General features: G+C 61.2%; 16 protein-coding genes. 2 read left to right on the top strand and 14 right to left on the bottom strand.

Translation table 11 applies throughout. The features are described from left to right. Positions 1-171 precede the first annotated feature (171 nt). The 5 genes from RPMA_RS17840 to rplJ form a co-directional block, all read right to left on the bottom strand. Positions 172-2,232, bottom strand: a complete 2,061-nt coding sequence (locus RPMA_RS17840; protein WP_211909037.1) for an FAD-dependent oxidoreductase — start codon at positions 2,230-2,232, stop codon at positions 172-174. 271 nt (positions 2,233-2,503) lie between these two features. Continuing rightward, complete coding sequence (rpoC, locus tag RPMA_RS17845; RefSeq protein ID WP_211909038.1) at positions 2,504-6,703, bottom strand: DNA-directed RNA polymerase subunit beta'; 4,200 nt, start codon at positions 6,701-6,703, stop codon at positions 2,504-2,506. A gap of 124 nt (positions 6,704-6,827) precedes the next feature. After that, a complete protein-coding gene (gene rpoB / locus RPMA_RS17850; RefSeq protein WP_211909039.1) occupies positions 6,828-10,946 on the bottom strand; it encodes a DNA-directed RNA polymerase subunit beta in 4,119 nt (1,372 codons plus the stop codon). Positions 10,947-11,388: 442 nt separating this feature from the next. Next, the gene (rplL, locus tag RPMA_RS17855) at positions 11,389-11,766 is read right to left on the bottom strand and encodes a 50S ribosomal protein L7/L12 (RefSeq protein ID WP_211909040.1); all 378 of its coding nucleotides are present in this window, start codon (positions 11,764-11,766) and stop codon (positions 11,389-11,391) included. Between the two features lie 52 nt (positions 11,767-11,818). After that, positions 11,819-12,337 carry a 50S ribosomal protein L10 gene (rplJ, locus tag RPMA_RS17860; protein WP_211913721.1) on the bottom strand — a complete coding sequence of 173 codons (519 nt, stop codon included), beginning with the start codon at positions 12,335-12,337 and terminating at the stop codon, positions 11,819-11,821. A 637-nt stretch (positions 12,338-12,974) separates the two neighbouring features. On the opposite strand from rplJ, the gene RPMA_RS17865 reads away from it, so the two are divergent. Both RPMA_RS17865 and RPMA_RS17870 read left to right on the top strand, forming a co-directional pair. Next, complete coding sequence (locus RPMA_RS17865; RefSeq protein WP_211909041.1) at positions 12,975-13,250, top strand: ribbon-helix-helix domain-containing protein; 276 nt, start codon at positions 12,975-12,977, stop codon at positions 13,248-13,250. Next, on the top strand, positions 13,240-13,548 hold the full coding sequence (locus RPMA_RS17870) for a type II toxin-antitoxin system RelE/ParE family toxin (protein WP_211909042.1): 309 nt from the start codon (positions 13,240-13,242) through the stop codon (positions 13,546-13,548). The genes RPMA_RS17865 and RPMA_RS17870 overlap by 11 nt, the downstream gene beginning before the upstream one ends. 38 nt (positions 13,549-13,586) lie before the next feature. On the opposite strand, the gene RPMA_RS17875 is transcribed toward RPMA_RS17870, so the two are convergent. The 9 genes from RPMA_RS17875 to RPMA_RS17915 form a co-directional block, all read right to left on the bottom strand. Further along, complete coding sequence (locus tag RPMA_RS17875) at positions 13,587-14,231, bottom strand: Isoquinoline 1-oxidoreductase subunit (RefSeq protein WP_211909043.1); 645 nt, start codon at positions 14,229-14,231, stop codon at positions 13,587-13,589. Further along, positions 14,228-16,393, bottom strand: coding sequence for a xanthine dehydrogenase family protein molybdopterin-binding subunit (locus RPMA_RS17880; protein WP_211909044.1), 2,166 nt, complete (start codon positions 16,391-16,393; stop codon positions 14,228-14,230). Before RPMA_RS17880 ends, RPMA_RS17875 begins: the two co-directional genes overlap by 4 nt. A 3-nt stretch (positions 16,394-16,396) precedes the next feature. Beyond that, on the bottom strand, positions 16,397-16,861 hold the full coding sequence (locus RPMA_RS17885) for a (2Fe-2S)-binding protein (protein WP_211909045.1): 465 nt from the start codon (positions 16,859-16,861) through the stop codon (positions 16,397-16,399). A gap of 167 nt (positions 16,862-17,028) precedes the next feature. Continuing rightward, entirely contained in the window at positions 17,029-17,811 is a 783-nt protein-coding gene (soxA, locus tag RPMA_RS17890; protein ID WP_211909046.1) for a sulfur oxidation c-type cytochrome SoxA, read from the bottom strand. Further along, positions 17,808-18,128: a thiosulfate oxidation carrier complex protein SoxZ gene (gene soxZ, locus RPMA_RS17895; RefSeq protein ID WP_211909047.1), complete on the bottom strand. Its 321-nt coding sequence runs from the start codon at positions 18,126-18,128 to the stop codon at positions 17,808-17,810. The genes soxA and soxZ overlap by 4 nt, the downstream gene beginning before the upstream one ends. Continuing rightward, a complete protein-coding gene (locus RPMA_RS17900; protein WP_211909048.1) occupies positions 18,128-18,613 on the bottom strand; it encodes a SoxY-related AACIE arm protein in 486 nt (161 codons plus the stop codon). The genes soxZ and RPMA_RS17900 overlap by 1 nt, the downstream gene beginning before the upstream one ends. Beyond that, positions 18,610-19,041, bottom strand: a complete 432-nt coding sequence (gene soxX, locus RPMA_RS17905; RefSeq protein WP_211909049.1) for a sulfur oxidation c-type cytochrome SoxX — start codon at positions 19,039-19,041, stop codon at positions 18,610-18,612. Before soxX ends, RPMA_RS17900 begins: the two co-directional genes overlap by 4 nt. A gap of 19 nt (positions 19,042-19,060) precedes the next feature. Then, the gene (locus RPMA_RS17910; protein ID WP_211909050.1) at positions 19,061-20,341 is read right to left on the bottom strand and encodes an NAD(P)/FAD-dependent oxidoreductase; all 1,281 of its coding nucleotides are present in this window, start codon (positions 20,339-20,341) and stop codon (positions 19,061-19,063) included. Positions 20,342-20,350: 9 nt separating this feature from the next. Beyond that, positions 20,351-20,635: a c-type cytochrome gene (locus RPMA_RS17915; protein WP_249225264.1), complete on the bottom strand. Its 285-nt coding sequence runs from the start codon at positions 20,633-20,635 to the stop codon at positions 20,351-20,353. Positions 20,636-20,649 lie beyond the last annotated feature (14 nt).

Raw genomic sequence — 20,649 nt, forward strand, 5'->3', positions numbered from 1 at the left:
CGCCACGGCATGAAGTCTATGCGATCAGGATAGGTTCCGCAAAAGGGCTGCCACTGTCGTCACCCGGCTTGACCGGGTGACCCAGTAGGCACTGGCGGATGTGATTGAGCCGGAACGTCGCCGCTTACTGGATCCCCCGCTTTCGCGGGGGATGACAATCAGAGCGAAATGTCAATCCTCGTCGTCCGCCTCGACCTTGTCGAAGAACGAATAGCGCAGGCTGTCCGCGTCGGCATACCAGTGGCCGGGGCCCTTCCCGGCTGCGAGGGTCGCTTCCCACACCTGCTCGGTGCAATCGCGGCGGTGCATCGAGAGGTCGAAACCGTTGCCAAAGAACAATTCCGACCACTCCCACCAGGTGCCGAGCTTCTTGACGCCGCGCAGCAGGTCGTAGCGGTCGATCACCGCCGGCGCCATGTCGGAAGTCACCGAACCGAAAATGAGGCCGGTCTTGATGACGCGGTTGAGCTCTTCGATGGCCGTGGTCACCTGCTTGTCGGCGACGTGGCACAGGCTGGTTTCGAAAACGAAATCGAACTGCTCGTCCTTGAACGGCAGATCGGTGATGGAGCCGAGCTTGTTGAACTTCTGCAGCGCCTTCGGCGTCTTGGCGTGGATCGCTTTGTTGTTCTCGACGCCCCAGGCATCGATGCCCTTGGCACGCAGCGCGCCGACCAACTCGCCCGATGCCGAGCCCGCCACCAGCAGCTTGTAGCCCTTGGCGCGGCCCCAGACGATCTTGATCAGCTTGGTCAGATAATCGGGATCGGTGAACTGGCTCCAGACTTCGCTGTAAGGCCCGACATTGCGATAGTTCTTGAAATACGCGTTGTCGATCTTGTCGGACGCGACGATGCCATTCACGCCCTGCGCACGGCGCAGCTTCATCATCTCGGTGACGATGATGTCGGTGGCTGCGTCCGAAGAATCGAGCAGTCCGTTCAGCGTGGAGTCGAACAGATAATCGCCGACCACGACGATGCCCGGATGCCCCTTCGGCTCCGGACGATGATTTGTCATCACGTCACGCACCGGCATGCCGCCGGGGATGGAGTTCACCGACGACAACCAGCGATGGATCTTGCCCTCGACGAGATGCGACTGCGCATCGCCGAACGAAGCCGGCAGCGACTTGATCGCAGCATCGATCAGCTCTTCATCGGAGAGATTGGCGAAGGCCAGCGCATCGGAGCCAGCAATCAGCCAGTTCAGCACACCGTGCTTGCCGACATCGTGGCGCGCACCTTCATTATAGACGCAGCAGCCGCCAAAGGCTTCTGACATGAACCACGCGCCGGGGATCTGGTCGCCCCAGAACGGGGTGTCGAACAGCAGCGAGACGCGCAGGTAATGCGCGGGACGATCGAAATAAGCGATATGCTTGACCATCGAGCTGCGCAGGTCCTCGCCGTCCCAGCGCATGGTGGCGAGCCAGGAATGCGGCAGGCACATCACGACCAGATCGAAGTCGCGCGTCTCCGGGCCCTTGCCGTTCATCATGTCGAGGCGGTAGCGCCCCTCTCCGGTCTTGCCGACCTTGAGGACGCGATGATTGAGCTCGATATCGGCAGCGACTTCGGAACGCAGGCATTCGATCAGCTGTTCATTGCCGTTCTGGATCGAATACAGGCCGATATAGCCATCGACATCCATCACGAAGTTTTTCAGCGCATTGAGGCCATTGGTATTGTGCGCCTCGGTCGCGATATCCGAGCGTGCCATCGCCTTGAAGAAGCGCTTCGCCGTGGGATCGCTGACTTCCCGGTCGAGCAGTTCTTCGGCCGTGATCCATGCCCAGGGATTCTCGTTGTCGTGGGCGCCGACGCCTTCATAATATTCCAGCGGCGAGATCATCTTCGCGCATTTCTTGCGGAACGCCTCGATGGCCGCCGCGGTCTTGGCGCCATACTTCTTGCGCATGCCCGGAACGTCATCGAGCAATTCACCATCGAGCATCACCTGCTCGGCATCCATCGGAATTGTCTGCAGGCCGAAATGCTGGATCAGTTCGCGCAGCGGGTCCGGGCCGATCATCGAGTAGTCATAGATCTCGGCGACGCCGGCCTCGTACATCGCCGGGGACGAGTCGAATTTGCGGGTGACGATCTTGCCGCCGAGACGATCGGAAGCCTCATAGATGGTGACACGGCAGAGATCGCCGAGTTTCTTCTTGAGATACCAGGCGCTCATCAGGCCGCCCGGACCACCACCAACAATCGCAAGATCAAGCATCTAAATTCTTTCGCGCCTTGAATGCCTGCCGGCCGCGCCCGGCAAAAATCGCTGTAGCGCATTCACCGCTACGGCGGAATCCGGACCGCTGCAGAACTGCCCCTGCCTACGTCGGATCGCACTAAACCATTCCAACTAAGACCATTTTCGACCTGAAGGAAAGATGAACGGAGGTCGCAAGCGCCATGCGATGAGTCAAAATGGGCTAACCCGCAACAAAAAAGGGCCGGCGTGAAGCCGGCCCTTTTGATTCTTGTCAGGCGTGATCGATTTACTCGGCCGGCGGCAGAGCCAGCGGCTCGGCTTCCGGGGCCGACGGAACAACAGCTGCCTGCCGCTCGCGCTCGTCCTGGATCATCGTGTCGCGCTTCATGGCGACCTCGCGGATCTTGGCCATGGAGGCGCCCGTACCGGCCGGGATCAGGCGGCCGACAATGACATTCTCCTTGAGACCCTCGAGCGGATCGACCTTGCCGTTGACCGCCGCCTCGGTGAGGACGCGGGTGGTCTCCTGGAACGATGCCGCCGAGAAGAACGAACGCGTCTGCAGCGAGGCCTTGGTGATGCCGAGCAGCACCGGATTTCCGGTCGCCGGCTTCTTGCCTTCCTCTTCCGCCTTCGCATTGAGCGCGTTGAACTCGATCTTGTCGACCTGCTCACCCGAGATCATGTCGGTGTCGCCCTGATCGGTGACCTCGATCTTCTGCAGCATCTGACGGACAATCACTTCGATGTGCTTGTCGTTGATGAGCACGCCCTGCAACCGGTAAACTTCCTGGATTTCGTTGACCAGATAGGCAGCGAGTTCCTCGATGCCCTTGATCGCCAGAATGTCGTGCGGCGCCGGATTGCCTTCGACGATGAAGTCGCCCTTTTCGACGATATCACCATCCTGCAGATGGATGTGCTTGCCCTTCGGAATGAGGTACTCGCGAGTCTCCTCAAGCTTGTCGAGCGGTTCGATCGAGATGCGACGCTTGTTCTTGTAGTCGCGTCCGAAGCGGATGGTGCCGCCGATCTCTGCGATGATCGCCGCGTCCTTCGGCTTGCGGGCCTCGAACAGTTCGGCAACGCGCGGCAGACCGCCGGTGATGTCACGCGTCTTCGCGCTTTCGGTCGAGACACGGGCGAGAATGTCGCCAGCCTGAACCTTGGCACCGACGTCGACCGAGAGGATCGCATCAGGCGAGAGCATGTAACGAGCATCGCCACCGCGAGCCAGCTTTAGCACCTTGCCATCCGAACCCTTGACGACGATGGCCGGACGCAGGTCTGCACCTGCGCGCGACGAGCGCCAATCGATGATGACGCGCTTGGCGATACCAGTCGATTCGTCGAGGGTTTCGGTGACGGACTGGCCGTCGATGAGATCCTCGAACGCGATCGTGCCGTCGACTTCGGTCAGCAGCGGACGGGAATACGGATCCCATTCCGTGATGCGCTGGCCGCGCTTGACGGTGTCGCCATTGGCCACGTGAACGCGGGCACCGTACTGAATACGATACGTCGCGCGCTCGGTGCCATCGGCATCGCTGATCGCGATCACCATGTTGCGGACCATTGCCACCGTGTGACCTTCGCCGTTCTTGGCGAGAGCCTCGTTGCGGATGGTGACCTTACCGTCGAAGTTCGACTCGATGACCGACTGCTCGTTGAGCTGAGCAGCGCCGCCGATGTGGAACGTACGCATGGTCAGCTGAGTGCCGGGTTCACCGATCGACTGCGCGGCGATAACGCCGACAGCTTCACCGTGGTTGACCGGCGTACCGCGCGCGAGATCGCGGCCGTAGCAGGTGGCGCAGATACCAGCGACCAGCTCGCAGGTCAGTGCCGAGCGGATCTTCACTTCCTGGATGCCGGCCTTCTGCAGACGATCCACATCGCGCTCTTCCATCAGCGTGTTGCGCTTGATGAGCACTTCACCGCTGTTCGGATCGACGATGTCTTCGCAAGCCGAGCGACCGAGGATGCGCGACGCCAGCGACGCGACCACCGAGCCCGCATCGACGATGGCGCGCATCTTGATGCCGAGATTGGTGCCGCAATCGGTCTGCGTGATGATGCAGTCCTGCGCGACGTCAACCAGACGACGGGTGAGATAACCCGAGTTCGCGGTCTTCAACGCGGTGTCCGCGAGGCCCTTACGAGCGCCGTGGGTCGAGTTGAAGTATTCGAGAACCGACAGGCCTTCCTTGAAGTTCGAGATGATCGGCGTTTCGATGATCTCGCCCGACGGCTTGGCCATCAGGCCGCGCATACCACCGAGCTGACGCATCTGGGCCGGCGAACCACGAGCACCGGAATGCGCCATCATGTAGATCGAGTTGATCTGGGCTTCTTCACCCTGCGCATTGGTCTTCACCGAGGAGATTTCCTTCATCATCTCCTTGGCGACTTCTTCCGAAGCCTTCGACCAGGCATCCACGACCTTGTTGTACTTCTCACCGTGGGTGATCAGACCGTCGTTATACTGCTGCTCGAAGTCCTTCGCGAACGCGCGGGTGGCATCGACGACCTTCCACTTCGTGGCGGGCACGACCATGTCGTCCTTGCCGAACGAGATGCCGGCCTTGAACGCGTTGTAGAAGCCGAGCGCCATGATGCGATCGCAGAAGATCACGGTCTCTTTCTGACCGCAGTGACGATAGACCTGATCGATGACGCCGGAGATTTCCTTCTTCGTCATCAACTTGTTGATGGTCTCGTAAGGCACCTTCGGCGACTTCGGCAGAACCTGACCGAGCATCGCGCGACCCGGGGTGGTTTCGATCAGACGCGTGACGGTTTTGCCGTCGGCGTCGAGGCCGGTCCACGAATACTTGATCTTGGTGTGGAGGTGGATGACCTTCGCATGCAGCGCATGCTCGATCTCCGACATCTCGCGATACACCTTGCCCTCGCCCGGCAGGCCGGCGCGCATGGTGGACAGGTAGTACAGACCAAGCACGATGTCCTGCGACGGCACGATGATCGGCTGGCCGTTCGCGGGATGCAGGATGTTGTTGGTCGACATCATCAGGACGCGCGCTTCCAGCTGCGCTTCAAGCGACAGCGGAACGTGCACGGCCATCTGGTCGCCGTCGAAGTCGGCGTTGAAGGCCGAGCAGACCAGCGGATGCAGCTGGATCGCCTTGCCTTCGATCAGCACCGGCTCGAACGCCTGGATGCCCAGACGATGCAGCGTCGGCGCGCGGTTCAGCAGCACGGGATGCTCGCGAATGACCTCGTCGAGGATGTCCCAAACCTCGGGACGTTCCTTCTCCACGAGCTTCTTCGCCTGCTTCACCGTGGTGGACAGACCCTTGGCGTCGAGACGCGAATAGATGAACGGCTTGAACAGTTCGAGCGCCATCTTCTTCGGCAGGCCGCACTGATGCAGGCGCAGCTCGGGGCCGACCACGATAACCGAACGGCCGGAGTAGTCGACGCGCTTGCCGAGCAGATTCTGACGGAAGCGGCCCTGCTTGCCCTTCAGCATGTCGGCGAGCGACTTCAGCGGACGCTTGTTGGCGCCGGTGATGACGCGGCCGCGGCGGCCGTTGTCGAACAGCGCGTCAACGGCTTCCTGCAACATACGCTTTTCATTGCGGATGATGATGTCCGGCGCGCGGAGCTCCATCAGACGCTTCAAGCGGTTGTTACGGTTGATGACGCGGCGATACAGGTCGTTCAGGTCCGACGTCGCGAAGCGGCCGCCATCGAGCGGCACCAGCGGACGCAGATCCGGCGGGATCACCGGCACGACGGTAAGGATCATCCATTCCGGCTTGTTGCCGGAGAAGCGGAAGGCTTCGACGATCTTCAAGCGCTTGGCGAGCTTCTTGTGCTTGATGTCGGATTCCGTCTCCTTCATCTCGGCACGCAGTTCGACGTCGAGCTTCTCGAGGTCGAGGCCACGCAGCAGCTCGCGGATCGCTTCCGCGCCGATCATGGCGGTGAACGAGTCCTGGCCGTATTCGTCCTGGGCCTTCAGATACTCGTCTTCAGACAGCAGCTGACGGTCCTTGAGCGCGGTGAGACCCGGCTCGAGAACGACGTAATATTCGAAGTACAGGATGCGCTCGAGATCCTTGAGCGTCATGTCCAGCAGCTGGCCGATGCGCGACGGCAGCGACTTCAGGAACCAGATATGAGCGACCGGCGCAGCCAGCTCGATGTGACCCATGCGCTCGCGACGGACGCGCGACAGGGTCACTTCGACCGAGCACTTCTCGCAGATGATGCCCTTGTACTTCATGCGCTTGTACTTGCCGCACAAGCACTCGTAATCCTTGATCGGCCCGAAGATGCGGGCGCAGAACAGGCCGTCGCGCTCGGGCTTGAAGGTACGATAGTTGATGGTTTCCGGCTTCTTGATCTCGCCGTAGGACCAGGACAGAATCTTCTCGGGGCTCGCGATCGAGATCCGGATCTGGTCGAAGACCTGAGCCGGTGTCGTCGGGTTGAAGAGATTCATAATTTCTTGGTTCATGGTCTTCTCCTCGCGTGCCGATCGCCATCAGCAGCAAATTCGAAATTCTTTAGTCACGCGCGCTGCCATACGTCCGGGCTGCGGCGCAGACGCCCGGCCGCGAGGCCGGGCGTGACGCATTGAATTACTCGGCAGCCTCGGAGGTCGGGCCCGGCAGCTTGGAATTGTGCAGATCGACGTTGAGGCCGAGCGAGCGCATTTCCTTCACGAGCACGTTGAACGATTCCGGGATACCGGCCTCGAACGTGTCGTCGCCGCGTACGATCGCCTCGTAGACCTTGGTACGGCCCGCGACGTCGTCCGACTTCACTGTCAGCATTTCCTGCAGCGTGTAAGCCGCGCCGTATGCTTCCAGTGCCCACACTTCCATTTCACCGAAGCGCTGACCGCCGAACTGCGCCTTACCACCCAGCGGCTGCTGCGTGACGAGCGAGTACGGACCGATCGAACGCGCGTGGATCTTGTCGTCCACGAGATGGTGAAGCTTGAGCATATAGATGTAGCCCACGGTCACCTTGCGATCGAACTGGTCGCCGGTGCGGCCGTCATAGACGGTCGACTGGCCCGACTTGTCGAAGCCTGCCAGCTTCAGCATGTCTTCGATGTCGGCTTCCTTCGCACCGTCGAACACCGGCGTTGCGATCGGCACGCCCGGCTTGAGGTTGCGCGCAAGCTCGATCAGTTCGTTGTCGTTCAGCGACTTGATGACTTCATCATCGCCATAGACGTTCTTGAGGGTCTCGCGCAGCGGCTTGAGATCCTGACGCTGGTAGAAGGCGTCGATGGTTTCGCCGATCTTCTTGCCCATGCCGGCGCAGGCCCAACCGAGATGCGTCTCGAGGATCTGACCGACATTCATGCGCGACGGCACGCCCAGCGGATTGAGCACGATGTCCGCATGGGTACCGTCTTCGAGGAACGGCATGTCTTCGATCGGAACGATCTTCGACACGACGCCCTTGTTACCGTGACGGCCGGCCATCTTGTCGCCCGGCTGGATCTTGCGCTTCACAGCGACGAAGACCTTGACCATCTTCATCACGCCCGGGGGCAGTTCGTCGCCACGCTGCAGCTTCTCGACCTTGTCGAGGAAGCGCTGTTCAAGGCCCTTCTTCGATTCGTCGTACTGCTTACGCATCGCTTCGATTTCGGTCATCAGCTTGTCGTTCGCGGTGGCAAACATCCACCACTGCGACCGCGGATTCTCGTCTAGCACGGCGCGCGTGATCTTGCTGTCCTTCTTGAAGCCCTTCGGACCGGCGATGCCGACCTTGTTCTCCAGAAGATCAGCCAGACGGCCATAGACGTTACGATCCAGGATGGCCTGTTCGTCGTCACGGTCCTTGGCGAGACGTTCGATCTCTTCGCGCTCGATCGCCAGCGCGCGCTCGTCCTTGTCGACGCCGTGGCGGTTGAACACGCGGACTTCCACGATGGTGCCCTGCACGCCCGGAGGCACGCGGAGCGAGGTATCGCGAACGTCCGACGCCTTTTCACCGAAGATGGCGCGCAGGAGCTTTTCTTCCGGCGTCATCGGGCTCTCGCCCTTCGGGGTGATCTTGCCGACCAGGATGTCGCCGGCGCGGACTTCTGCGCCGATATACACGATGCCAGCTTCGTCGAGGTTCTTCAGCGCTTCTTCCGACACGTTCGGAATGTCGCGGGTGATTTCCTCAGGACCGAGCTTGGTGTCGCGGGCCATCACTTCGAATTCCTCGATGTGGATCGAGGTGAAGACGTCTTCCTTCACGATCCGCTCGGAGAGCAGGATCGAGTCTTCGAAGTTGTAGCCATTCCACGGCATGAACGCGACAAGCACGTTACGGCCGAGCGCGAGTTCACCGAGATCGGTCGACGGACCGTCGGCGATGATGTCGCCCTTGCGCACGACGTCACCAACCTTCACCAGCGGACGCTGGTTGATGCAGGTCGACTGGTTCGAGCGCTGATACTTCATGAGACGATAGATATCGACGCCCGACTTCGTCGGATCGAGATCTTCGGTCGCACGGATAACCACGCGGGTTGCGTCGATCTGGTCGATGACACCCGAGCGGCGGGCGGCGATCGCAGCACCGGAGTCGCGGGCCACGACAGCTTCCATGCCGGTGCCCACGAACGGCGCTTCAGCACGCACCAGCGGCACGGCCTGACGCTGCATGTTCGAGCCCATCAGCGCGCGGTTGGCGTCGTCGTTCTCGAGGAACGGGATCAGTGCCGCGGCGACCGAAACGAGCTGCTTCGGCGACACGTCCATGTAATCGACCTTGTCGGCCGGCAGCGGCATCACGTCGCCGGCGTGACGGCAGATCACCATTTCATCGGTGAAGTGGCCCTTGGCATCCAGCGGAACGTTGGCCTGCGCCACCGAGTAACGGCCCTCTTCCATCGCCGACAGGTACACGACCTCGTCGGTGACGCGGCCTTCCTTGACCTTGCGATACGGGGTCTCGACGAAGCCGTACTTGTTCACGCGCGCGAAGGTGGCGAGCGAGTTGATCAGACCGATGTTCGGGCCTTCCGGCGTCTCGATCGGGCAGATACGGCCATAGTGGGTCGGATGCACGTCGCGGACTTCAAAGCCGGCGCGCTCGCGGGTCAGACCGCCCGGTCCAAGCGCCGAGAGACGACGCTTGTGGGTGATTTCCGACAGCGGGTTGGTCTGGTCCATGAACTGCGACAGCTGCGACGAGCCGAAGAATTCACGCACGGCTGCGGCGGCAGGCTTCGCGTTGATGAGGTCCTGCGGCATCACGGTGTCGATATCCACCGACGACATGCGCTCCTTGATGGCGCGCTCCATGCGCAGCAGACCGACGCGATACTGATTCTCCATCAGCTCGCCGACCGAACGCACACGGCGGTTGCCGAGATGGTCGATGTCGTCGATTTCGCCCTTGCCGTCACGTAGGTCCACCAGGGTCTTGATGACCGAGAGGATGTCTTCCTTGCGCAGCGTGCGATGGGTGTCCGGCGCATCGAGTTCGAGGCGCATGTTCATCTTCACGCGGCCCACGGCCGAGAGGTCGTAGCGCTCGGCGTCGAAGAACAGCGACTGGAACATGTTCTGCGCGGACTCGAGGGTCGGCGGCTCGCCCGGACGCATCACGCGATAGATGTCGAACAGCGCGTCTTCACGCGTCACGTTCTTGTCGGCCGCGAGCGTGTTGCGGATGTAGGCGCCGATATTGACATGGTCGATGTCGAGCAGCGGCAGCTCCTTGTAGCCCTCTTCGTCGAGCGCCTTGAGCAGCTTCTCGGTGATTTCTTCGCCGGCTTCGGCGTAGATTTCACCGGTCTTCGCATTGACCAGGTCGTCGGCAAGATAGCTGCCGATCAGATCTTCATCGGTGAGCTGCAGCGCTTTGAGGCCCTTCTCGGCGAGCTGACGGGCAGCGCGCACGGTGAGCTTCTTGCCGGCTTCGAGCGCAACCTTTCCGGTGTCGGCGTCGATCAGGTCGTTGACGGTCGAATAGCCGCGGAACCGCGACGGATCGAACGGAACGCGCCAGCCGCCTTCCTTGATCTGCTTGTAGATGATCTTCTGGTAGAACGTGGACAGGATCTCTTCGCCGTCCAGGCCCAGCGCATACATCAGCGACGTCACCGGAATCTTGCGGCGACGGTCGATACGCGCGAACACGATGTCCTTGGCGTCGAACTCGATGTCCAGCCACGAACCGCGATACGGGATGACACGCGCAGCGAACAGCAGCTTGCCCGACGAATGGGTCTTGCCCTTGTCGTGATCGAAGAACACGCCCGGCGAACGATGCATCTGCGAGACGATGACGCGCTCGGTGCCGTTCACCACGAAGGTGCCATTCATCGTCATGAGCGGGATGTCGCCCATGTAGACGTCCTGCTCCTTGATGTCCTTGACGGACTTGGCGCCGGTTTCTTCGTCGATATCGAACACGATCAGGCGCAGCGTCACCTTCAGCGGCGCAGCATAGGTCATGCCGCGCTGGCGGCACTCGTCCACGTCATATTTCGGCGGCTCGAATTCGTAGCGGACGAATTCGAGCATCGAGGTGCCGGCGAAATCCGAGATCGGGAACACCGAACGGAAAACAGCCTGCAGGCCCTCATCCAGGCGGCCGCCCGTGGGCTCGTCAACCATCAGGAACTGGTCGTAGGACGCCTTCTGAACCTCGATGAGGTTCGGCATCTCGGCGACTTCCTTGATGTGACCGAAGAACTTACGAACGCGCTTGCGACCGGTGAACGTCTGCTGACCCATCGTGGCCTCTCATTGCGTCGCCCGGGAGGGGCGAACCTTCCAGAGCACAGCTGCCGCCGCCTCCGGGTTGAATTTTTCCGACACCGCCCCGAAATCCGCGCCCAGATTCAGGAACAAAATCCCTAAATCGAGCGTTCAAACCCCAGAACGCAAAACGACGTGCGCGATGCCTGACAGCACCTCGCCCGTCCAAAACCATCTAGCTGCGGACCGAAAAGCCCGAAATTGGCCAATCTCCCAACGGCTTAGGATAGAACGTTACCGCTCTCGCCGTCAAACCGCGCTTATCTGCCGCCGACCCGATATGGGGCGGCAATCATGGAGATTCGAGGGTCGTTCCCTCAGCTTCCCCACACTTTCTTGTGTGCAGCCATCGCTGGATACACGTAAGCCCCGTAGGAAGAGCGGCCCGAAGGCCGCCCTTCCCGGGAACTCAAAGGTCTTACTTGAGCTCGACCTTGGCGCCAGCCTTCTCGAGCTGAGCCTTGATCTTTTCGGCTTCGTCCTTGGCAACGCCTTCCTTGAGGGGCTTCGGCGCGCCTTCGACCAGGTCCTTGGCTTCCTTGAGGCCGAGACCGGTGATCGCACGGACTTCCTTAATGACTTCGATCTTCTTGTCGCCAGCCGAAGCCAGGACGATCGTGAAGTCGGTCTTTTCTTCAGCAGCAGCAGCACCGCCACCAGCGCCCGGAGCAGCGGCAACAGCCACGGCAGCGGCAGCCGAAACGCCCCACTTCTCTTCGAGCAGCTTGGCGAGTTCGGCGGCTTCGAGCACGGTCAGGCTCGAGAGGTCGTCAACGATCTTATTGAGGTCAGCCATTGTCTATATCCTTAAGCGTATTTGGTTCGAACCAGTTTGATTGCGAAGGGCGTCAGGCCGCTTCGCTCTTTGAGGCATAGGCCTGAACAACGCGCGCGACCTTTGCCGCGGGTGCTGTCGACAGCTGAGCGATCTTGGTCGCCGGCGCCACAAGGAGGCCAACGAGTTTGCCGCGCAGTTCGTCGAGCGAGGGCAGCGCGGCCAGGGCCTTGACGCTGTCGACGTTCAGGACTGTCTTGCCCATCGAGCCGCCAAGAATGACGAACTTGTCGTTCGCCTTGGCAAATTCGACGGCAATCTTCGGTGCAGCTACCGGATCGTCCGAAGTGGCGATCACAGTCGGGCCCTTCAGCAGGGAACCGATGGCAACAACATCCGTGCCTTCAAGAGCAATTTTGGCGAGACGGTTTTTCGAGACCTTCACCGAGGCACCCGCCTGCTTCATCTGCTTACGCAGGGTCTGCATCTGGGCAACGGTGAGGCCGGAATAATGGGCGACGACCGCAACGCCGGTGGTCTTGAAGACCCCGTTCAGCGCTTCGACCGCGTCCTTTTTAGCCGCTCTTTCCACAGCAAGCTCTCTCCGGTTGGCAGTCTCGATCGAGATGAGACCGCCGGTTTGCACCCAACCGCCCCACCGACATGACCTCGAGACACACAGCCTCCAGACATCTCGGGCGAGACGATCATGATAGCCTGCCCTCCCGAACCCAGGCTGCAAGCAGCCAAAGCGCGGGGTGTCGAGGTTCGAACCAAATACGCTGTCAGCCGCATGGCGGCATTGGCGAAATCAGTCTTCACCCATCTATGCTGGCTTGAGGATTAAGCCGTTGATCGAACTCACGTTCAGCACGTGAATTTGTCGCGGGCGCCAGCAGTCTTGGACAGGATTCGAGATCATCGATCGGCCATGATTGACCTCTCAAAGACCCCTGCTCGCTTTCGTCAAAACCGGGTCGTAGATCCCGCGCCCTTCGAGCGATCCATGCGGATAGCCTGAAAGGAAAGGTCTCCTAGATACCGGGTTGTCGGAATACGAACACAGACGTGCCAGCATAGGCCAGCAAGTCCAGAGGCGGCTGTTTAACGAGTCTTTATCGGCTTGCCAAGTGGGAAGTGCCGAACTGGCATCGTTTTTGCCGGGGAACTCTAATCCCCGACGGGCCCAGCCCGTGCTAGACTGCGCTGCGAGACAGGGATGAGCGACGATGGTAGCGAAAGCATTGCAGGTCGAACTGACCCTTGAACAGCAAGAACTGCTGCAGCGTCACCTCGATAATGGCGAATATGAAAGCCCGAGCGATGTGATCGGCGACGCCTTACACGCTCTGGACGAGCGGAACAAAGCTTTCGACCACTTTCTACGCCGCGAGGTCGAAGCGGCGTTCGCCAGCAAGGCGCCATCCGTGCCGATCGATGAGGCCTTCAGGCGCGCACGCGCCGCGATAGCGAGCCAAGCAAAGGCCGCGAAGCGTGACACATGACGTCATATTTCTCGACAAAGCGAGCAATGACCTGACGTCATTGTCAGTCTACATCGGTAGCCAAGCTGGCGAAGCGATCGCCAGCCGCTATCTCGACCGACTTTACGCAGCCTGCATGGCCTTGGCCCATTTTCCCGAGCGCGGCACGAGGCGCGACGATATTCGTCCCAACCTTCGCACGATTGGCTTCGAACGGCGGGCAACGATCATTTTTCAAGTCACAGACACGCAGGTGCAGATTGTCACGATCGCCTATGGTGGACGAGACTTCGAGACCGAGCTACGCGAACAAGAATAGTAAGGGGCGCGCTTGCGCGGCGCCCCTTGACAGATTGGTCACCCCTTCGGACAAGCTGCCCCCGCATCCGCCCACGCCTTGATCAGTTCACCGAACTGTTTTTGCGTGCCCGGCGCCGGGGTGCGGTTGCCGCCGGGCTTCCAGCCCCAGCCGACCAGCTCATCCTCGGCCATGTGGTGCACGAGCGCAGCCATGTCCTTGCCGCCGTTGCGCTCCTTGTCCTTGATCTGCGCGCAGATCTGACCAAGCGTCTTGCCCTGCCAGGCCATCTCGATCGGCGCCAGCGACCACTTCGCATTGCCCGGCACATTAGCGGCGTCAAAATTTTCTTCGTGGTGACAGGTCGTGCAGGCGAGACCGCCAGCCGCGCCCATGCCGCCCTCGCCGCGCACCACCAGCGGGATGTGCGGACGCATGCGATCGGTCTGGGTTGGACGATCGCCGGCCGGATGGCAGTTCAAACAGCGCGGCGACTGGATCACCTTGCCGGCCTCATTGAACAGCGCGACCGCGCGCTCGTTCTTGTTCTTGATCTTGGCAAAAGCCGAGACCGGCTGCAGCGTTTTCGGATTGCTGACCGCAGCATCGGCTTCGTTTGTGCCGAACTGCGCAACGGACAGCGCGCCAGCCGACAGCCCACCGGCGACCAGCGCCAGCATTGCATACTTCACCAGTTTGTTCATGCCGAGGCTCCGGGTACGATGGGCAGTTGTCGCGGTCGTCCGAGGCCGAGCTTGGCCATGGCATTGGCAACGGCCGGCCCGAGCGGCGGCACGCCGGGCTCACCGACGCCCGAAGGTTTTTCGGTCGACTTCACGATCACCACCTCGACCTCCGGCATCTCGTTAATTCGCAGCGAGCGGTAGGTGTCGAAATTGCCGGACACTGGCGCGCCGGCATCGAGCGTCTGCTCGGCATAGAGGATGTGGCCGAGGCCAAACCCGATGCCGCCTTCCATCTGCGCACGGATGATGTCAGGATTGACGGCGACACCACAATCCACGGCACACCAGACCTTGTGTACTTTTGGCCCATCCTCGGTCATCGACAGTTCGACCACCTGCGCGACAAAAGTTTTAAAACTCTCGACCACGGCAACGCCGCGGGCGCGGCCTTCCGGCACCTTGTAGTTCTTCCAGTCGGCAAGTTCGGCGACGGCTTTCAGCACGCCGGCATGACGCGGCTTCTTGCCGAGCAGTTCGAGCCGGCCTTCCACCGGATCCTTGCCGGCAGCTTCCAGCAACTCATCGACAAAGGCCTCGACCACGTAGCCGGTATGGGTGTGGCCCACCGAGCGCCACCACAACACCGGAACGCCAACATCGACCTGATGCATGTCGCAACGGAAATTCGCGACTTCGTAGGGGATCTCGTTCGAGCCTTCATAGGAGGTCGGATCGAGGCCGTCCTTGAACATGATCTGTTCGAAGAACGAGCCCTTCATGATCGACTGTGAAACGATGGTGTCACTCCAGGCCTCGATCTTTCCGTCGCGCACCGCGCCACGCATGCGGTGAATGGCATAGGGCCGATAATAGCCACCACGCATATCGTCTTCGCGAGTCCAGACCAGCTTGATGCCCTTGCCCGGCCCGATCGCCTTGGCGACTTCAGCCAGTTCGGCAGCCTGATGCGTGGTCTGTTGCGCGCGGCGACCGAAGCTGCCGCCGGCAAGGATCACATCGATCTTCACTTTCTCGATGGGCAGACCGAGCACCTTCGAGATCGCCTGATGGTCCGGCGTTGGGAACTGGCAGCCATATTTCGCGTAAGCCGTGTCACCGTCCCATTTGAGGTACGCGTTCAGCGGCTCCATCGCGGCGTGGGCGAGATAGGGGAAGACATATTCGACTTCGACGACACGGCCGCCCTTGGCCATGGATTCCTCGAACTTGCCTTCAGCCTTGACCAGCTTGCCCTGCGTTTTCGACAGCGTGCGGAATTGTTGCAGCAATTCCGCGCTGCCACGTTTCTCGGCCTTGCTGTCATCCCAGGTGATCTTCAGCGCCTCGCGGCCCGTCTTCGCCGCCCAGAAGCCTTTGGCGTAGACTGCCACGCCGGTCGGCACCTGCTTGACATCGACCACACCCGCAACAGCTTTCGCTGCCGTCGCATCGAACGACTTCACCTTGCCGCCGAATTTCGGCGAGCGCGCCACGACCACCGTGAGCATGTCGGGCTCGTTGATATCGAGCGTGAAGAATGCCTTGCCATTGCTCTTGTCGGCACTGTCGAGGCGCTTTACCACGCCTTCCTTGCCAATGAGCTTGAAGTTCGCCGGGTCCTTCAGCTTCGGATCGGCCGGCACCGGCATGGCCATCGCCTTTTCGGCGAACTCACCGAACCGACCTTCCTTGTCCGATCCATGTTTGATCACGCCCTTCTCGACGGTGATCTCCCCAGCGGGCACCTGCCACGCCTCGGCAGCGGCAGCGACCAGCATTTCCCGAGCGGCCGCCCCGACCTGGCGCATCTGGACGTAGGAATTCGCAATAGCGGTGGAGCCGCCAGTGCCCTGCATGCCGAAAGCGAGATTCTTGTAGAGGACCGGATTCGACGGCGCATGGTCGGCGCGCATCTGCGACCAGTCGGCATCGAGCTCTTCGGCGACAAGCGTCGCCATGCCGGTGAACGGCCCCTGCCCGAACTCAATGCCCTTGCACAGCACCGTGACGGTGTTGTCAGGCTTGATGATCAAAAACGTATTCGGCGCGATATTGACCTTCGGCGGTGCTGCGGCCTGCGCAAACAGTTTGTCGCCGCGCGCCACATAGGCGCCGATGACGAGGCCTGCACCGGCCTTGAGCAGCGTGCGACGCGAGAGCTTGGTGTCGTGAACAGTCATGGCTCAGCCCTCCAGCGTTTTCGCGGCGCTATGGATCGCGGCGCGGATGCGGACATAGGTGGCACAGCGGCAGATATTGCCGTTCATCGCCAAGTCGATGTCTTCATCAGTGGGCTTGGGATTGAGGCCGAGCAGCGCAGCTGCGCTCATGACCTGGCCGGACTGGCAGTAGCCGCATTGCGGCACATCGTGGGCGACCCATGCGGCCTGCACTGCCTTGGCTTCCTTGCTGGTCACCCCTTCGATGGTTGTGACCTCGCTTGAGCCGACAGCCGAGACCGGCATCGAGCAGGAGCGCACGGGTTGGCCATCGAGATAGACCGTGCAGGCACCGCATTGCGCGACGCCGCAGCCATATTTGGTGCCGGTCAGCCCGGCGCCGTCTCGGATAGCCCAAAGGAGCGGGGTATCGGGGGCGACGTCGATCTGACGCGACTCCCCATTGATCTTGAGGGTGAACGCAGCCATCGCTGTTGTCCTTGTCGTCGAATGTACGCCTACATTCGATTGCTTCTAAAACGCATTCGACAATTACAGCCGCAGTGCGGGATGGCCTACTCAATTATTTTTGTACCGCGCGGGAACGAAAGTCTGTTGCCAACGTTTAGCGGGGCTTTTCTGACCTTCCCGGCGATCTAGGGACGGATTGCCGGCGTCTCGACCGCCAGACCATTGGCGCGAGACGCGAGATAGAGTTGCAGATTGATCAACTCCTCTGAGTCGTTGGCATAAGGCTGCGCGCGCACGCCGGTCATGCAATTGCGGAGACGGCGCTTGAGCGATCCGAGACTTTGCCACTCGAGCCGATAGAGCGGATAACCCGTGGGATGCGCCTGGGTGATGGACGAACCGGCCAGCTGCCGATCCCAGTTATCGTCATGGCAGTTGCTGCAGGCGAGATTAAGTTGCCCCTGCCGGCGCGTGAACAGGTCGCGCCCCTTGGCGACGAAGTCCGCAACCCGCGGATCATTGCCCGCTTCGATCGGCAGCCCGCGAGACTGGCGTCCGATCAAGGCCGTCAACGCCAGCAGTTCACGGCTGTCATCGGCAAGCGGCGCCTCATCCTGGTGACGTGTGCGGCAAAGATTGATTCGCTGTTCGAGATCGACCGGCTGCTTCAACACCTCGTCGAAGGCCGGATATTTTGCGCTGACGCCGCGCATGGCACCGATGTCGCCATGGCAATCCGTGCAGGACTTCTCTGACGGACTGCTCTTGGCCTTCCACAGTGCATAGCCATCCAGCACCCACAACATGCCGGGATTGGACGTGTCGTCGTCCTGCATGGCCCGTGTTTCCGGCGCCATGAAAGACGATCCGGATCTGCGCTGGTCAGGCGCGATCTCGGCAGCGTCACTGGATAGCGGCATCGCCAGCCACACCAGCAGAAAAGCAATGATCGCACGCGCGGAGATCATGAAACAGTGATGTTCGCCGAAGCGGTTTCCTGGAAACCACGATCGCCGATCCATTTGAATTCGAACGTGCCACTCTCGGTGGCCATGGTGAAGAACGAAATGAACGGATTGGCCGACGAGGCAGGAAACAGATCGGCGCGAAACACCTCGACACCATCATAGCGGCAGGTGAAGCTGGTGATGATGTTGCGCGGAATGATTTCGCCGGTCTCGGTGTGGCGGTAGCCCGTCTCCATGACGTGCGACATCAGCGCCTTGATCTCGATGACGTCTCCGCGCTTCGCGGTCGCCGGCACATTGACCAATGCGGCCGCCATCAGCTCGCCTCCTCGGTGCAAGCCGCGAGCGTCACCACGACATCCGCAGTGGCCGACCAGAACGAACCGTCCGACAGTTTCGCGATAGCCGTCAACGTCTGCGTATCGGCGAGCCGGATACGCGTCGAGACCTGAGCGCGCCCCGCGCGCGGACCGATATAGAAGTTGCCGACATTCGGCTGCGGATTCTTCTCATTGAAAACATGGATGCTGACCACATGCTCGGCCTCGGTCATCGGGCTCGCCACCGATACCGTGAGCGGAACGGTGTTGCCGTTCTCCACGAGCGGCGGCACGTCGAGCTTCACCTTTCCGCTGCGAACAACCGCACCTTTGACGACATCGCGGATGGCCGCCTTCATCATGTCGGGCGTCGCCTGCGCCGGGCGGTGACCGACTAGGGCCACCACGGCGCCGGCACCAAGGGCCAACAGCCGACGGCGATCCGCATCGTCGAGTTTCTGTATCGCTGCTGTCTGCGTCATGGGTCTTTCAGTGTCTCGAGATAGGCCACCACATCCTCGATCTGCTCTGCCGACAGGATCGGCTTGTCACGCCAGTTCGCACCGACGCGCTCAAGACCTTCGGTCCGGTAATAAGACGGCATGATCGTCGCCGTATTGAGGCGCGAAGCATCGACCAGTCGCAGCCGCAACTGCCCCTGCGACCACCGCATGCCGGTGCCGGTCAGATCCGGAGCCAGATTTCCTTGGAATTTCTGCTCGGCGAAAGGGCCACTATGGCACAGCAGGCAGGTGTTCTGCCGGGCGACAACGATCGCACGCCCACGCGCAACGTCGCCCGAACGTCCCGTCAGCGACGCTGGAATGGCATCGTCGATGACATCGTATGGACGCAACGCCTCGCTCATCGCCGTACCGGCCAGCAAGAAAGTGACAGCACCCACTCCCATTGCGATGTCACGCTTGCGCCTAGCCAAAAACTTCGCCTGTGATGGTGTCGAACCAGGAGCGCGCATAGACGGCTTCCTGATTGCGGAACGTGAGCGTCGCTTCGAGCGGGCTGGTGCCGCCCGCGCCCTCGACATCGGTCAGTAAGCCGTTTTTCGGCTGATAGACGCCGGCGATGGAAATCCCGTAATCCGGCGCAACAAGACTGTAGCAGGTGTTGATCAACTTGGGTGCAGCCGGCGCGGCACCCGCCAGCAATGACACCACCGCGCTCGCGCAAGCCTTTGCCTGTGCATTGGCGGAGAAAGCCGATTTCGGCATGCCGCCGGCGATACAGGCGTCGCCAATGACATGGATGTTCGGAACTTGCTTCGACTCGAACGTGACGGGATCAATCGGGCACCAGCCGGAGCGATCGGTCACGCCCGCAATGGCGGCGATCTGCCCTGCCCGCTGTGGCGGCAGCACATTGGCGACAGCCGCCTTGTGCTTGTCGAATTCGGTGACGAGCGTATTGGTCGCGGCATCCACCGACGTGACCTTGCCGCCATGCGACAGCCCGACCCATTCGACGAGGCCGGGATAAAGCTCCTGCCATGCCTGCAGGAACAGCCGCTGCTTCGAGAAGGCATCCTTGGAATCGAGAATGATCAGCTTGGAGCGCGGCTTCTTCGTCTTCAGATAGTGCCCGATCAGGCTGGCGCGCTCATAGGGTCCGGGCGGGCAGCGATAGGGATTGGCCGGCACCGAGATCACGACCAGTCCGCCATCGTCCATAGCTTCCAACTGGCGTCGCAGCAGCAGCGTCTGCTCTCCAGCCTTCCAGGCATGCGGCATGCGCGCGGCCGCCGCTTCGTCATAGCCCTGCAAGGCGTCGAAGCGCAGGTCGATCCCCGGCGACAGAACCAGACGGTCATATGCGAGCGTTGTACCGTCCGCGAGCCCGACGCTGCGTGCCGCAGCGTCGATCTTGGTGGCCGCCTTTGTCGCCATCTTCACGCCGCCGGCCACGACCTTGTCATAGCCGAACTGCTGCGCCTCGATGGCACGATCCCCGGCAATGACTTCATTGCTCATCGGGCATGCCGTGAACGTGCGATTGGGCTCGACCAATGTGACGTCGAGTTTGCCATCGAGAGCATGCAGCGTCCGTGCACAGCTGACGCCACCGAAGCCGCCGCCGATCACCACCACACGAGGGCGCGTCTGTGCGATCGCCGGCCCTGTCACCATCAACGCCGCCGCGGCAGCGGCCGTCTGACCAAGGAACGTCCGTCGGGATGTCAGATGAGGTTGGGTCATCGGCGCACGCTACTTCTGTTCCGCGAGCCAGGCCGCGATCGGACGAAGCTCATCATCGGAAAAACCCTTGGCGATCCGGCCCATCACTGTGGCAGGCCTTGTACCGTTACGGAAGCCAGTCATTGCCTCCGTGATCTCGCCGGCATCGCGCCCATGGATGGGTGGGATTGCCGACGATGCCGCGCCTTGCACCGCATGGCAGCCTGAGCATGAAGCCGCGCCGGGCGGTGGCGCGGAAGCCGCCATCGCCGGGCCAATAGAAATGACGGCCAGCGTGGCAGCCAGCGCTCTCACATCAAGATATCCAG

The organism is Tardiphaga alba, from assembly GCF_018279705.1.
Taxonomy (GTDB): Bacteria; Pseudomonadota; Alphaproteobacteria; order Rhizobiales; family Xanthobacteraceae; genus Tardiphaga; species Tardiphaga alba.

What these genes read in the sequence shown, in the direction of transcription:
- rpoB (WP_211909039.1), bottom strand. Translation starts at nt 10,946, where the DNA reads ATGGGTCAGCAGACGTTCACCGGTCGCAAGCGCGTTCGTAAGTTCTTC.
- rplL (WP_211909040.1), bottom strand. Translation starts at nt 11,766, where the DNA reads ATGGCTGACCTCAATAAGATCGTTGACGACCTCTCGAGCCTGACCGTG.
- RPMA_RS17840 (WP_211909037.1), bottom strand. Translation starts at nt 2,232, where the DNA reads ATGCTTGATCTTGCGATTGTTGGTGGTGGTCCGGGCGGCCTGATGAGC.
- soxX (WP_211909049.1), bottom strand. Translation starts at nt 19,041, where the DNA reads ATGGGAGTGGGTGCTGTCACTTTCTTGCTGGCCGGTACGGCGATGAGC.
- RPMA_RS17900 (WP_211909048.1), bottom strand. Translation starts at nt 18,613, where the DNA reads ATGACGCAGACAGCAGCGATACAGAAACTCGACGATGCGGATCGCCGT.
- soxZ (WP_211909047.1), bottom strand. Translation starts at nt 18,128, where the DNA reads ATGGCGGCCGCATTGGTCAATGTGCCGGCGACCGCGAAGCGCGGAGAC.
- rpoC (WP_211909038.1), bottom strand. Translation starts at nt 6,703, where the DNA reads ATGAACCAAGAAATTATGAATCTCTTCAACCCGACGACACCGGCTCAG.
- soxA (WP_211909046.1), bottom strand. Translation starts at nt 17,811, where the DNA reads ATGATCTCCGCGCGTGCGATCATTGCTTTTCTGCTGGTGTGGCTGGCG.
- RPMA_RS17910 (WP_211909050.1), bottom strand. Translation starts at nt 20,341, where the DNA reads ATGACCCAACCTCATCTGACATCCCGACGGACGTTCCTTGGTCAGACG.
- RPMA_RS17880 (WP_211909044.1), bottom strand. Translation starts at nt 16,393, where the DNA reads ATGACTGTTCACGACACCAAGCTCTCGCGTCGCACGCTGCTCAAGGCC.
- RPMA_RS17885 (WP_211909045.1), bottom strand. Translation starts at nt 16,861, where the DNA reads ATGGCTGCGTTCACCCTCAAGATCAATGGGGAGTCGCGTCAGATCGAC.
- RPMA_RS17865 (WP_211909041.1), top strand. Translation starts at nt 12,975, where the DNA reads ATGGTAGCGAAAGCATTGCAGGTCGAACTGACCCTTGAACAGCAAGAA.
- RPMA_RS17875 (WP_211909043.1), bottom strand. Translation starts at nt 14,231, where the DNA reads ATGAACAAACTGGTGAAGTATGCAATGCTGGCGCTGGTCGCCGGTGGG.